General features: G+C 47.6%; 13 protein-coding genes. 10 read left to right on the top strand and 3 right to left on the bottom strand.

Annotation, left to right across the window (positions count from 1 at the left end; genetic code table 11):
* Window positions 1-50 precede the first annotated feature (50 nt).
* From FVR03_RS00450 to FVR03_RS00430, 5 genes are all read left to right on the top strand, one after another.
* Window positions 51-1,052, top strand: coding sequence for a CPBP family intramembrane glutamic endopeptidase (locus tag FVR03_RS00450; RefSeq protein WP_147919782.1), 1,002 nt, complete (start codon window positions 51-53; stop codon window positions 1,050-1,052).
* Between the two features lie 66 nt (window positions 1,053-1,118).
* The gene (locus FVR03_RS00445; RefSeq protein ID WP_255473975.1) at window positions 1,119-1,946 is read left to right on the top strand and encodes a phosphatidate cytidylyltransferase; all 828 of its coding nucleotides are present in this window, start codon (window positions 1,119-1,121) and stop codon (window positions 1,944-1,946) included.
* A gap of 154 nt (window positions 1,947-2,100) precedes the next feature.
* Complete coding sequence (locus FVR03_RS00440) at window positions 2,101-2,784, top strand: phosphatidylserine decarboxylase family protein (RefSeq protein ID WP_147919781.1); 684 nt, start codon at window positions 2,101-2,103, stop codon at window positions 2,782-2,784.
* 300 nt (window positions 2,785-3,084) lie between these two features.
* Window positions 3,085-3,636 carry a hypothetical protein gene (locus FVR03_RS00435; RefSeq protein ID WP_147919780.1) on the top strand — a complete coding sequence of 184 codons (552 nt, stop codon included), beginning with the start codon at window positions 3,085-3,087 and terminating at the stop codon, window positions 3,634-3,636.
* Window positions 3,637-3,948: 312 nt separating this feature from the next.
* Window positions 3,949-4,431: an ASCH domain-containing protein gene (locus FVR03_RS00430; RefSeq protein WP_147919779.1), complete on the top strand. Its 483-nt coding sequence runs from the start codon at window positions 3,949-3,951 to the stop codon at window positions 4,429-4,431.
* Window positions 4,432-4,628: 197 nt separating this feature from the next.
* Here the strand turns inward: FVR03_RS00430 and FVR03_RS00425 are convergent, their stop codons facing one another.
* The 3 genes from FVR03_RS00425 to ribD form a co-directional block, all read right to left on the bottom strand.
* Window positions 4,629-5,057 (bottom strand): hypothetical protein, encoded by a 429-nt coding sequence (locus FVR03_RS00425; protein WP_147919778.1) that lies wholly within the window; start codon window positions 5,055-5,057, stop codon window positions 4,629-4,631.
* Between the two features lie 323 nt (window positions 5,058-5,380).
* Entirely contained in the window at window positions 5,381-5,863 is a 483-nt protein-coding gene (locus tag FVR03_RS00420; RefSeq protein WP_147919777.1) for a free L-methionine (R)-S-oxide reductase MsrC, read from the bottom strand.
* Window positions 5,864-6,076: 213 nt separating this feature from the next.
* Window positions 6,077-7,123: a bifunctional diaminohydroxyphosphoribosylaminopyrimidine deaminase/5-amino-6-(5-phosphoribosylamino)uracil reductase RibD gene (gene ribD / locus FVR03_RS00415; protein WP_147919776.1), complete on the bottom strand. Its 1,047-nt coding sequence runs from the start codon at window positions 7,121-7,123 to the stop codon at window positions 6,077-6,079.
* A gap of 153 nt (window positions 7,124-7,276) precedes the next feature.
* On the opposite strand from ribD, the gene prmC reads away from it, so the two are divergent.
* From prmC to rfbA, 5 genes are all read left to right on the top strand, one after another.
* The gene (gene prmC / locus FVR03_RS00410; protein WP_147919775.1) at window positions 7,277-8,140 is read left to right on the top strand and encodes a peptide chain release factor N(5)-glutamine methyltransferase; all 864 of its coding nucleotides are present in this window, start codon (window positions 7,277-7,279) and stop codon (window positions 8,138-8,140) included.
* 351 nt (window positions 8,141-8,491) lie between these two features.
* The gene (gene galE / locus FVR03_RS00405) at window positions 8,492-9,514 is read left to right on the top strand and encodes a UDP-glucose 4-epimerase GalE (protein WP_147919774.1); all 1,023 of its coding nucleotides are present in this window, start codon (window positions 8,492-8,494) and stop codon (window positions 9,512-9,514) included.
* A gap of 27 nt (window positions 9,515-9,541) precedes the next feature.
* Entirely contained in the window at window positions 9,542-10,591 is a 1,050-nt protein-coding gene (gene rfbB / locus FVR03_RS00400; protein WP_147919773.1) for a dTDP-glucose 4,6-dehydratase, read from the top strand.
* Window positions 10,592-10,604: 13 nt separating this feature from the next.
* On the top strand, window positions 10,605-11,612 hold the full coding sequence (locus FVR03_RS00395; protein ID WP_147919772.1) for an SDR family oxidoreductase: 1,008 nt from the start codon (window positions 10,605-10,607) through the stop codon (window positions 11,610-11,612).
* A gap of 141 nt (window positions 11,613-11,753) precedes the next feature.
* Window positions 11,754-12,614, top strand: coding sequence for a glucose-1-phosphate thymidylyltransferase RfbA (gene rfbA / locus FVR03_RS00390; protein WP_147919771.1), 861 nt, complete (start codon window positions 11,754-11,756; stop codon window positions 12,612-12,614).
* Window positions 12,615-13,299 lie beyond the last annotated feature (685 nt).

Below are 13,299 nucleotides of genomic sequence, written 5' to 3'. Positions count from 1 at the left end.
TTAATTTATTTTTTCACGTAAATTTACATCAATTAAACCTAAACTTCTCTATGAAAGGTTTCATCCCGAAAGAAACAAGTCCATTTCTGGTGCTGCTGTTGCTGATTGCCTTTGTGATAGGAGGGGCTTTTGTAGCCACTTTTTTATATGCCGTATTTGGCGACATGCTGTTTGGAGTAGGTATGTTTGAGCTAGAGAGGGCCCTGAAAAACCCGACGGAGTTCCCGCAGGGGCGCAATGCTATAATGTTTTACCAGGGCATTGTGTCGATATGCATGTTTGTGCTGGCTCCGTTGCTGCTCATACAGTCGTTGGGCTACGACCTGGGCCGCTACCTGAACTGGAAAGGCCGCCCTATGCTTGGCCTGGTGTTGCTGAGCGGCCTGCTGATTATCGTGATCATGCCTGCCAACTCGCTCATTATTTACTGGAATGCCAACATGTCGTTGCCTGAGTTCATGAAAACATTTGAGGAATGGGCCCGGCAGAAAGAAGAGTATGCTGCCGAACTCACCAAGTTGTTTGCCAAGTTCACCACTGTTCCGGAGCTGCTGGTGGGGCTGCTGGTAATTGCTGTTATTCCGGCCATAGGCGAGGAGTTACTATTCAGAGGGGTGGTGCAGCGGCAGATCCAGCGCTGGTCCGGCAATGGGCATGTAGGCATTTGGGTGGCAGCTATCGCCTTTAGTGCCATTCATGTGCAGTTCTTCGGGTTTGTGCCCCGCATGGTGCTAGGCGCCTTGTTTGGCTACCTGTACTGGTGGTCGGGCAGAATTAGCGTGCCCATTGTGGCGCACTTTGTAAACAATGGTTTTACGGTGCTGCTCCTGTACCTCTACCAAACCGGCAGGATAGAGGCCGATATAGAATCGTCGGAACCAATGCCGATTTACAGCGTGGCCATGTCGGTTGTGCTGAGTGCTGCTTTGCTCTACTACCTCTACAACGAGTTCATGAAGCTGCCACTTTTGCAGAAGCGGGAAGCAGAACCTGAGCCTGCCGCCAACCTAACCGATACCAGCAGCTCACCCGACAGAATGGACGATGTTTAAGTTTTTGGCATTCTCTATTTAAACCCTATTTTTGCCATAGTTGCACCTCCGGATCAAACACACTACATGAGTCAAAAATTAGCTTCTCTTAACAACCTGCAGCAGCGCATAATTGTGGGGGTGCTAGGCGCCACGCTTTTTATAGGCGGTATTCTGTATAGCGAGTGGACGTACTTTGCGCTTTTTCTGGGGCTCACGCTGCTGGGTATACTGGAATTTTACCGGCTGGTGGCTGCGCAGGGCATTAAGCCGCACAGGGGCGTGGGCTTAACACTGGGCTGCCTGATTTATGTAAGCGTGTTTGTGGTTGAAAAGAAATTTGTAGCCCCGGAAATACTCTACCTGCTGCCGCCAACACTGTTTATGGTGCCGGTGCTGGAGCTATACCGCAAGCATGCACAGCCATTCACCAATATTGCCTTTACCATGCTGGGTGCGCTTTATATAGGTGTTCCGTTTGGCCTTTTGCACCTGCTGGGCTACCTGCAGGGCGACTATAGCTGGCAACCTATATTGGGTGCGCTGCTTCTTATATGGGCTTCTGACACAGGAGCGTATGCATTTGGTAAAAGCTTTGGCAAGCACAAACTGCTGCCGAGGGTATCGCCGGGCAAGACCTGGGAAGGCTGGGCCGGAGGGGTGCTAACGGCTGTAGGAGTAGCTTATGTGCTCTCGATGTTCTTTCCTGACCTGGAACTGTACCAATGGATAGGCACCGCCATTATCATATCTGTTTTCGGAGTGCTGGGCGATTTGGTAGAATCGATGCTGAAGCGGAGTTTAGGCGTTAAAGATTCCGGTACTTTGTTGCCAGGCCACGGTGGTATATTAGACCGCTTCGACAGCCTGTTGCTGGCCATTCCGTTTATAGTGGCATTTCTTAAAATATTTTAGCAAAAACGCGTGCAGGGGGATTATGTGCAGTTTCTAATAATTTATTGCCAAATAAGCTAAAGTTTATCTAATTTTATCCCCGATATTGGTTTGCTCTATTTATAGATGAAACCATTGCAGAATATTAAAGTGACTGCTGCTAATAAAACTACGGATGAAAATTCATAAGGAAGGAAGACGAATACTTTTTTTTACATTGCTGATCTTGTTGGTCATTAACCTGTTGCTTTATAACTACAATGCAGCCAACATGACGTTTAACAGAATTTTCTCTGCTATTTCAGTTATTGTTTTTCTGCTGATTTTGCAGTTCTTCCGCAGCCCCTACCGTAACCTGCTCCTGCACGAAGACTTGATTGTAGCTCCCGCCGATGGCAAGGTAGTGGTGATAGAAGAAATTGAAGAGCCGGAGTATTTTAAGGAGAGGCGCAAGCAGATCTCTATTTTTATGTCGCCTATAAACGTGCACGTAACGCGTAACCCGGTTTCTGGCATCGTAAAATATTTTAAGTACCACCCAGGCAACTACTTTGTGGCCTGGCACCCAAAGTCCAGTACCCAGAACGAACGCACCACAGTAGTAGTAGAATCTACGGCTGGCCCTGAAGTGCTTTTTCGCCAGATTGCCGGAGCCATGGCGCGCCGTATTGTGTGGTATGTGAAGGAAGGCGATGAAGTAAGCCAGGGCGAAGAGTTCGGCTTCATAAAGTTCGGCTCCCGCGTAGATGTGTTCCTGCCCCTCGATACAGAAATTAAGGTAGAACTAGGCCAAAAAACAAAAGGTGGCGAAACTGTTATTGCCCAGCTCAAAACGCCAACGCCTTCGCTGTTTTCATAAAAGACCGCAACTCTAGATTATACAGCAGGGGCTGCTCCGGATCTTCGGGGCAGCCCCTGCTGCTTTTGGCTCTGCAGTTGCGTGAAAAATGTAGCTGGTGTTATAGTAGCAATATGCTTAAAGTTGTATATTGCCTTGAGATTATGCAATAGTAGAGGGGCTCCTGACCAGTTAGATTATTACTGCGTTTATTCTGTGAGGGAAAGGCTTGGAGAGATAGTACAGTTGAGCTGGAAAGTGAAATTGCATGAGCCGTTGCAGAAATCTACATGATACGCTAAATCAAATCTATAAGCACATATGAAAGCAAAACTACTATTTACTTTAACTATTATCCTGGCATCATTTGGTGCTGTACAGGCACAGAGCGAGCAGCCTGCCACAGTTGTCAGAAGCCTTTTCAAATTAAACTTTCGTACTCCCGGTCTGGAGTATGAGCGAAGAATTGCCGAATTAACAACAGTGAATATTAATCCTAAACTTAATTTTGGAATACGTTACCATAACGAAATTGGTATTAGAGCCTTTTTGTTTCCCTCATTGGAAGTACAGGCACGCAAGTATTATAATTTATCTAAAAGGCAGGAGCAGGAAAAGAACACCGCTTATAACTCTGGCAACTTTATAGCACTTAGTACATCTGGAAGCACCGCCTCCATTTTAAAAAATGACTATTCCGTAAACCAAGCCTCCTTTAGTGTTGGGCCGGTGTGGGGAATGCAAAGAAACTATAACAACGGATTCAGTTTAACGCTGACGTTAGGAGCAGGGTACACTAAAAATTATTTAGGTGAAAATAGAGTTACGCCACTGACGGGGCTGAACCTCGGATTTTTGATCGGGCGACGGTAAGGCACATATTTAGATTCTCTGATAAAAGCAAAGCAACTCTTATAACTGTTCGAACAAAAGAAGATAATGGAATGGTGAAAGCATGCTTTCCTTTAACGAATGACAAACGATATAGAATTTATCTGACGGAAAAAATGAAGTAAAAGTGGCTACAATATTGTGCAGGCTTTGTGCTTCTGCTAACGGCCTCGTCGCCGCTTACACCAATAGATTGTGCCGCCTTCTACAAAAAATAAGCAGAATAGAATGCCGCTTGTCAGCATTGCCTTTTCTCAAGTTATTAGCGTTATTTAGAGAAAACAGAAAATTTAAGTGGACGGAATAGAAGAAAATTATACTTCAGCTGAAACTCTTTGGACTGGTTTCATAGCTCAGACTCCTGATAACCCCATCAAAGAAACACCTGTTTCATTTTACTTTTGTGATAACAAGAAGGATGCTGACGAGTGTGCCGAGTTGGTGGTGAAAGGTATAAAACAAGCTACAGCCACTTCTCTTTGGTGGTACCAGAGAAACAAGGAGCAGTTACCTGAAGTTGGGGACCAGTATGTTGTTACTGATTGGGCCGGAAATGCAAAGGCAATAATAGAAACGACAAAGATAAAGCAAGTCCCTTACAACAAAGTATCTGCTGCATTCGCTCAGGCAGAAGGCGAAGGTGATAAGTCATTAGGATACTGGAGAAAAGTGCATAAAGCATATTATGCAAGGGAAATGAAACCGTATGGAGAGCATTTCAACGAAAACATGGTCATCGTGTGCGAATACTTCAAAACCATCTTTACTAAAAAATAAAAACGCATAAAATAAAATAATTGGGTAATTCATCGGCTGTTAGCCTCCCCTGCTGCTTACAATTGACCTTTCCACAACCAAGCATTACTTTCTAAGAACGATTTAGATAAATAATTATAGCAGCTTAGGAGCTTCACCAGATTGGTTATTCAAAATCAAAAATGTTGATATTAGAAAACCATTCCCAGCCACAACCCTTACTTAAAATCCTCAGCAGTAAACACCTTCTCCAGCACCATTTTGCCTTGCTCCAGCTGCCGGTCAGTATAAATCTGTACGCGGCAGGTATCCAGGTTCTGGTTGCTGATGTTCTCGATGGCACTTATGGTTTCGTCGGCGTAAGCGCTCATACTGTAGCGGAACTTGGTTTCGGTAAAGCAGTTGTCGGTGGCAGTTGAATCGGCGGTTAAGGGGCCAACGGTGGTATAGCGCAGGCTGTCTTTGGTCACAAACTGGATGGAGTAGAAATACTGTCGCTCCGGTGGCAGTGCCTGGTCCAGGCAAATGCTAAAAGTCTGGCCCTGTGCCACTTCCACACGCTCCACATCAAAAGGCTTTTTCGAACACGAGGCAGTTGCCATGGCGGCAAAAGCAGCCAGTACTAAAAATAGGTTATTCTTATTCATACGGTTTAGCTGTAAAGTGCACTGCCATTAGCTGTGCTTTAAATTATTCAAATGAAATTAGCCTTCAGAAGCTTTTTATAGATTTTAGACCTCAGGGGCTAGACTGTTTTTAAAGCTGGTTTTCCTCCTTCTTACTGCTTCTATCAGACACTCGCAGGAGCTGTGCACACTGCGAGGTCTTACCTGCTTTACCTTTAATGCAGCAATTTAACCAGTTAGCCATAAAACAATCAGCAATTAACAACCAACAACCAGCAATTATTCCAATGAAAATGGCCTTCCGAGAGAGTTGTAGAGGATTTTAGTCAAGGGTAGCTGCTGTTTTAGTACCAGTTGGCTACTAGTTTCATGAGGTGCTCCAGGTAGTGCTGGTCGGTTTCGTCGAAATCGTTCAGTTTGTCGCTGTCTACGTCGAGTACCAGTTTTACTTCGCCATCTTTTAGAACAGGAACCACAATTTCAGATTTAGAGTCGGAGCTGCAGGCTATGTGCCCCGGAAACGCTTCTACATCGGGCACGAGTATGGTTTGCTGTTGGGTGTAGCAGGCACCGCAAACGCCTTTGTGGTACGGAATGCGCGTACAAGCCACCGGCCCCTGAAATGGCCCCAGCACCAGCTGCCCCTCTTTGTTAAAATACACCCCAACCCAGAAAAAGCCCATCGCCTGCTTCAGCGCAGCCACCAGGTTCGCGATGTTGGCAATCAGGTCGGTTTCGCCGGTTACCAGCGCCTCTATCTGAGGCAGCAGGCTTTTATATTTTTCTTCTTTGCTAAGCGTCGCGTCTACTAAAAGTGATTCAGCCATCTTTTTAATTGTGAGTTTTGATTGAGTGATTTTTCAATTAAGAATTTTGAGTGAGTGAATATAATAAAAGTGAGTAGACTTGCTGCCGCTATACTGTTGGTAAAAGTGTATCTGCTGATTATCTAAAGTCAATTGAAAATTGTTGAAGTTAATGTTTTTCGTTCGCTTTTTATTCACTCTATCTCATATTCATTCACTCAAAATTTATTTCTCTCACTCATTTAAATTGCCAAACTGGAACAACAAATCTGTGCCAAAGGTTTGGCTGTTCTTTAAGTTGCCGCCAACCATTACGGGTGCTTTTATGCCTGCCCCTAAGGTTTTGGCGGTGTTTTTGAAGATGAAGGCTTCGTCCCAGAGGCCTTGCTGCAGCAGGCTCTCGAGCAGGTACGTGCCACCTTCTACCAGTACCGACAACACATTACGCTGGTGGAGGTCCTGGAACAGTTGCGGCAGCAAGTCCTGCTCCTGCTGTAGTTGCGCAAAGGTCAGGTTCTCCTGGGGCTGCTCCTGCTTCAGGTAGTTATACACGAGTGTGGGCTGGCTCCCATCGAACAGGTGCAGGTGCTCGGGTAACTGCAGTTGCCTGTCTATGACGATGCGCAGTGGGTTATGGCCGGGCCAGTGGCGCGTGTCGAGGTGCGGGTTATCGTGGAGGGCGGTGCGGGTGCCAACCATAATGGCCTGCTCCTCGGTGCGCCACTTGTGCACCAGCCTTCGCGCCAGCTTGCCACTAATCTGTACCCGCTCACAACCTGGCCCGGCAATAAAGCCATCGGCGGTTTCGGCCCATTTTAAAATAATATAAGGCCGCTTCAGGTTCTGAAACGTAAAAAAGCGCTTGTTCAGCTCCAGTCCCTCGGCCGCCAGCAACCCGGTTTGCACCTGTATGCCCGCCTCCTGCAGCCTTTTTATGCCTCGCCCCGAAACAAGCGGGTTAGGGTCGGTGTTGCAGACAACCACATCGCGCACGCCACTGCTGATGAGCAGATCGGCGCAGGGCGGTGTTTTGCCGAAATGGGAACAGGGCTCCAGCGTTACGTATACCCGGCTCTCGGGCAGCAAGCTTTTGTCCTGCACAGCCTGCACGGCATGCACCTCGGCATGGGGGCCGCCATACTGCCGGTGCCATCCTTCCCCGATAATAACGTTGTTATGCACGATAACGCAGCCCACCATCGGGTTAGGGCTTGCTGTGCCACGGCCCAGCGCCGCCAGTTCAAGGGCCCGGCGCATGTATAGTTCGTCGGCTGATGTCATGGTAAGTTTGTAACTTTGGCAAAGGTAAGTAATAGGACACAAGTAGCAAGGCGGTTCGCCGGCAAAACGCTTGCGGCCCTGAAAGACACTTAAGGTTTAAAATCCCTGCTACTTACGTCTATCTACAACAAGTAACAATTAACAATCAAAATAGTGGCAACCATTCAGGACACGACCAGATCTTTAAAAGAAACGTTGCAGCAGCTGTACCCGGCACCAGAGGCAGGTGCTATGGCGCAGCAGGTGGTAGAGCATGTGTTGCAGAAATCGAGGCTGGAACTGAGCCTGACGCGCGAGCAGGAGGTAGAGGAGCAGCATTTAGCAGCTATCCAGAAAATAACAGAACGCCTTTTGCAGCAGGAGCCTCTGCAGTATGTATTGGGAGTGGCGCACTTTTACGACCTGGAACTGCTAGTAGACCAGCGTGTGCTCATACCCAGGCCCGAAACCGAAGAACTGGTGCACCTGATTCTACAGCAGCATAAAGGGAGGCAGCACCTCCACATACTCGATATCGGCACCGGCAGCGGCTGCATACCTATTGCGCTGGCTACCAACCTGCAGGGTGCGCAGGTCTGTGGTCTCGATGTTTCGGCCGATGCCCTGGCAGTGGCACGCGCCAATGCCGAAAAGTACAAGGTAAACATTACCTGGCTGCAGCAAGATGTTTTTGAGCCTGTAGCAGCCATACCCGCACACTCCCTCGACATCCTGATCAGCAACCCGCCATATGTGCTGGAGTCGGAGATGGAGCTGATGCGTGCCAACGTGCTGGAATTTGAGCCGCACCTGGCCCTCTTTGTGCCCGACAACAATGCCCTGAAATACTACAATAGAATTGCCGTGCTGGGGCAGCAGCTTCTGAAGCCGGGTGGCGGCCTCTACTTCGAGATAAACGAACGCTATGGCCAGGCCACGCAGCAAATGCTGGAGCAGGCAGGGTATAAGCAGGTAAAAGTGCTGCAGGACCTTTTCGGTAAGGAGCGTATGGTGGCAGCTGTTTGGGGCAAAAGTTAAATTTTTCTAATGAAAATGGCCTTCCGAAGGCATTTTGGTCAATCTGCTTCAAGGGTTGCCTGCTGTTTTAAGCCTGGAAGTTTACGCTGTGGTGCAAAAAAAGTAGAAATTAGTAGGAGTTAACGGAAAACATTACATTTGTGAGCGCAGAAAAGCCTGATGAACAAGCCAATGAGTACCAGATAAATGTTTCAGGTGTCAGGGCTTTATAAATTATAAAGATTATATAATCCAAATAGATATAATTTTGTTACCTGAAATTGGGTAGTTTTTGTAGATTTAACGGTTTATAACCTTTCACAACATAAAAAGATCAATTAATTTGGTCTCTCACTTATAAAGTAAGCAGCATTGAAAAAGATTTTGGTAACCGGAGGAGCAGGTTATATAGGCTCCCACACCGTAGTAGAACTTATAGAGGCAGGCTACGAACCCGTAATTGTAGATAATTTCAATAATTCAGAAGAACGGGCATTGGCAGGTATCGAATCTATTGTAGGCAAGCGGGTGTCCTGCTACCGAATCGACTGCACAGATGCTGCTGCTATGCGCGATGTGTTTCAGAAAGAACCTGATCTGGCAGGCGTTATCCATTTTGCCGCTTACAAAGCCGTAGGCGAATCAGTAGAAAAACCGCTGAATTATTACCACAATAACGTAGGTTCGCTGGTGGTGCTGCTGCAGGTTATGAGCGAGTTTAATGTAACCAAGCTGGTTTTCTCCTCCTCCTGCACCGTGTATGGTATTCCGGAGCAGCTGCCTGTTACGGAACAGACGCCCGTACAGAAAGCTAACTCCCCGTATGGCAACACCAAAAAAATCTGCGAAGAAATTCTGACCGATGTGGCTGCCAGCGGCAGTGCCATCAGCTCTATTGCGCTACGCTATTTCAACCCGATCGGGGCACATGCCTCTGCCAAAATAGGTGAGCTTCCGTTGGGCATTCCGAGCAACCTGGTGCCATTTATTACGCAAACAGCCATTGGCATGCGCGAGCAGGTTACCATTTTCGGAAACGACTACGATACCCCCGATGGTACTTGCGTGCGTGATTACCTGCATGTGGTAGACCTGGCAAAAGCACACGTAATGGCTATAGACAGGCTGCTGACAGGTGCCGGAGAAGCCCTGGAGTTCTACAATGTAGGAACAGGAAAGGGTGTAACCGTGTTAGAGGCTGTGCAGGCCTTTGAGCGTGCCACCGGCGTAAAGCTTAATTATAAAATTGGGCCGCGCCGTGCCGGCGATGTACCCAAAATATTTGCTGATGTTACAAAGGTAGAAACAGTGCTTGGCTATAAAACAACCAAAACCCTGGAAGAAGCCATGAAAAGCGCCTGGGACTGGCAAGTGTCGTTGCAGGAGTCAAAATAAATAATAGATTAATTTTTAATAGCAGAAATGAAAGTATTAATAACTGGTGGTGCCGGCTTTATCGGATCGCATGTGGTAAGGTTGTTTGTTACAAAGTACCCTGAGTACCAGATCTTCAACCTCGATAACCTGACCTATGCCGGTAACCTGGCCAACCTGTCGGATATAGAGGAACGCGAAAACTATACCTTTTTGAAAGGCGATATTGTAGACCCGGCTTACCTGGAAGGCATTTTTGAGGAGCACAAGTTCGATTCAGTTATTCACCTGGCGGCAGAGTCGCATGTAGACCGGTCTATTGCCGACCCGCTGGCTTTTGTGTATACCAACGTTATCGGTACGGTAAACCTGCTGAACACGGCACGCAAGCACTGGAAAACGAACCTGCAGGACCACCTGTTCTACCATGTGTCTACTGATGAGGTGTATGGCTCTTTAGGAGAAGAAGGCCTGTTTACAGAAGAAACTGCCTACGACCCACGCTCGCCTTACTCTGCCTCCAAAGCCAGCTCCGACCATTTTGTACGGGCTTATTACCATACCTATGGCTTGCCCGTAAAGCTTTCTAACTGCTCGAACAACTACGGACCGAATCACTTCCCCGAAAAGCTGATTCCGCTGGCCATCTATAACATTCAGAACGAACGGCCCGTGCCTGTTTATGGCAAAGGCGAAAATGTGCGCGACTGGCTCTACGTGCTCGACCATGCCCGTGCCATCGACGATATTTTCCACAAAGGAAACATAGGCGAAACCTACAACATTGGAGGTGTAAACGAGTGGCGCAATATCGACCTGATAGAGCTGCTGTGCGACCAGATGGACGAGAAACTGGGCAGACCAACCGGAGAGTCGAGAAAGCTGATCACGTTTGTAAAAGACCGTGCCGGCCACGACCTGCGCTACGCCATCGATTCTTCTAAACTGATGAACGAACTGGGCTGGGCTCCGTCTGTAACCTTTGAGCAAGGCCTCAGCAAAACCGTAGACTGGTACCTTGAGAATACAGAGTGGCTGAATAATGTGACATCCGGCAACTACAAAGCTTACTACGAGCAGCAATACACGCACCGATAATAGCTTACTAATTTTGTATAGTACCCCTTTTCATACAACATCTATAAACCATCTTACCTTTCTGGTAACAGGTGGCGGTGGCTTTATAGGCTCAAACCTGGTAGAGTACCTGCTGCTGCATGGCGCAGGCAGTGTGCGCGTACTGGATAATTTCTCGACCGGATTTCGGCAAAACCTGTTACCTTTTGCAGGTAATCCGGCATTAGAGGTAGTAGAAGGCGACATCTGTGACCTGGCTACCTGCCTGGCAGCCTGTGAGGGAGTGGATATTGTACTGCACCAGGCGGCCTTGGGCTCTGTGCCCAGGAGCATCCATAATCCGGCCATGAGTAATGAGGTAAATGTTAGCGGTTTTGTAAACATGCTAACTGCGGCCAAAGATCAGAAAGTAAAGCGGGTGGTATACGCCTCATCTTCATCTGTTTACGGCGATAGCGTAACCTTACCAAAGGTAGAGACACAGGTGGGGAATCCGCTTACGCCTTATGCGGTTGCCAAGCGCGCCAATGAGCTGTATGCCGATGTTTTCGCTAAAACCTATGGCATGGAGATTATCGGGTTACGGTACTTCAATATTTTCGGAAACAGGCAAAGTCCGGAAGCAGAGTACGCAGGTGTTATTCCGTTGTTTATGGAGGCCTTGCTGCAAGGGCGGGCTCCCCAGATTAACGGCGATGGGCTGCAAACACGAGACTTTACTTACATAGAAAACTGTGTGCAGGCCAACATAAAGGCAGCGCTGGTGCAAAACCCAAAGGCCCTGAACCAGGTGTACAACATTGCAACCGGTGTGCGCTCCAAACTGCTGGAGGTATACCAAATAATAGGAAAAGCCGCTGGTGTGCAGCAGGAGCCGCATTTTAAGCCCGCACGCATAGGTGATATAAAAGACAGCCTGGCCGATATTTCGAAAGCACGAGCATTGTTGGGCTACAACCCGCAGGTAAGCATGCCGGAGGGGCTGCAGCGTACGTTTAAATGGTTTAAATTACAGAAACAACTGCTGGAGCAGGCACATTAGTGCTGCGGCAAATTCAAAATTTGAAATTAGAAATGGTGTTAAAACCCTCACCTCTGTTTTGCCAGGTAAAGCAGTAACTACTAGCAACTACATTGGAAGCGCACTAGCCCATTCTGAAAAGATAAACATTACCGAAAACAAATGAAAGGAATTATTCTTGCCGGAGGCTCTGGCACAAGACTCCACCCGTTAACGCTGGCTGTAAGTAAGCAACTGATGCCTGTGTACGACAAGCCCATGATCTACTACCCGCTGTCGACGCTGATGCTCGCCGGCATCCAGGAAATCCTGATCATCTCCACGCCGCACGATACGCCGCAGTTTCAGCGCCTGCTGGGCGATGGTGCCAATGTGGGCTGCAAGTTCAGCTATGCGGTGCAGGAGGTGCCCAACGGACTGGCACAGGCATTTGTGATAGGGGAAGATTTTATAGGCGATGACAAGGTAGCGCTGGTGCTCGGCGATAATATTTTCTATGGCTCCGGTATGAGCAAGCTGCTGCAGCAGAACAGCGACCCCGATGGCGGCGTGGTGTATGCCTACCATGTGCAGGACCCGGAGCGCTACGGCGTTGTAGAGTTTGATCAGGATCTGAAAGCCGTTTCTATAGAAGAAAAGCCGAAAGAACCAAAATCGAATTATGCAGTGCCAGGCCTTTATTTCTACGACAACGAGGTGGTGGAGATAGCGAAAAGCCTGGAGCCCAGCCCACGTGGCGAATACGAAATAACCGACATCAACAAAGAGTACCTGCGCCGGGGCAATCTTAAAGTAGGCATTTTAGACAGAGGCACCGCCTGGCTCGATACCGGCACCATACAGTCGCTCATGCAGGCTGCTACTTTTGTGCAGGTAATAGAAGAGCGGCAAGGCCTGAAAATCGGTTCTATTGAAGAAGTGGCCTACCGCATGGGCTTTATAGATGCAGAGCAGCTGAAGCGTGTAGCTGAACCGCTCCGCAAAAGCGGCTACGGCGATTACCTGCTGAACCTGCTGCGATAGTATTATCCTGTTATTGCTCCTGCAGCGAAATGTTTAAGCAAAAGCTATTCATACTCGGCTGCAGGAGCAATAGATACAGCTAAGCAAACACTGCCTGACCCGTTGATGCTAGTGTGGAAGTTGGTATTCGAATTATTTAAATGAAAAAGGCCTCCAAAAGTTTTTTAGCTTAGTTACCGTCAAGGGTCAACTTTATACCTCCTGGTTAAGTGTGTGCTGTTGATATAACATAGGGCATTGTAGGCTTACTAAGCATACTGGCACCCTGTGCTGCAGCCATCAGGAGCAGCATGTACAAATGCAATTACCAAAAATTTTAAAGAGTTTTATCTGGATACACATTACACCGCCTCCAATATTTACTACATTATAGACTGCGATACAACTTATCGGGGTTAGTTACCTTTTTCTACAAATAATAAAAAATCGTTTGTCGTACTTTTAAGTCGATACAATTTATGACTTTGAAAAGTGAAGTCGCAGCCTACAAGTAAATGTACACTGTAGTCATACAGTGCCTGCAAGCTTATGTAGAACAAGCTGCATAAGCTTGCATGCACAAGTGGGTATGCAGCAGCTCATGCAAAGCTGGGTACCATCTGCCCCCAAACCAAATTTAGGAGCCCAGAGGTGAAGTTTTTAAGTAGCAGGAGTAGTAGGTTGCTGTACTCCTGTTTCAATACTA

It is taken from the genome of Pontibacter qinzhouensis, assembly GCF_008017455.1.
Classification (GTDB): Bacteria; Bacteroidota; Bacteroidia; order Cytophagales; family Hymenobacteraceae; genus Pontibacter; species Pontibacter qinzhouensis.
This window is presented reverse-complemented; position numbering and strand designations above follow the sequence as displayed.

Excerpts from the sequence above, each read along its gene's own strand:
- FVR03_RS00450 (WP_147919782.1), top strand. The coding sequence starts at position 51 with ATGAAAGGTTTCATCCCGAAAGAAACAAGTCCATTTCTGGTGCTGCTG.
- FVR03_RS00445 (WP_255473975.1), top strand. The coding sequence starts at position 1,119 with ATGAGTCAAAAATTAGCTTCTCTTAACAACCTGCAGCAGCGCATAATT.
- FVR03_RS00440 (WP_147919781.1), top strand. The coding sequence starts at position 2,101 with ATGAAAATTCATAAGGAAGGAAGACGAATACTTTTTTTTACATTGCTG.
- FVR03_RS00435 (WP_147919780.1), top strand. The coding sequence starts at position 3,085 with ATGAAAGCAAAACTACTATTTACTTTAACTATTATCCTGGCATCATTT.
- FVR03_RS00425 (WP_147919778.1), bottom strand. The coding sequence starts at position 5,057 with ATGAATAAGAATAACCTATTTTTAGTACTGGCTGCTTTTGCCGCCATG.
- FVR03_RS00420 (WP_147919777.1), bottom strand. The coding sequence starts at position 5,863 with ATGGCTGAATCACTTTTAGTAGACGCGACGCTTAGCAAAGAAGAAAAA.
- ribD (WP_147919776.1), bottom strand. The coding sequence starts at position 7,123 with ATGACATCAGCCGACGAACTATACATGCGCCGGGCCCTTGAACTGGCG.
- rfbB (WP_147919773.1), top strand. The coding sequence starts at position 9,542 with ATGAAAGTATTAATAACTGGTGGTGCCGGCTTTATCGGATCGCATGTG.
- rfbA (WP_147919771.1), top strand. The coding sequence starts at position 11,754 with ATGAAAGGAATTATTCTTGCCGGAGGCTCTGGCACAAGACTCCACCCG.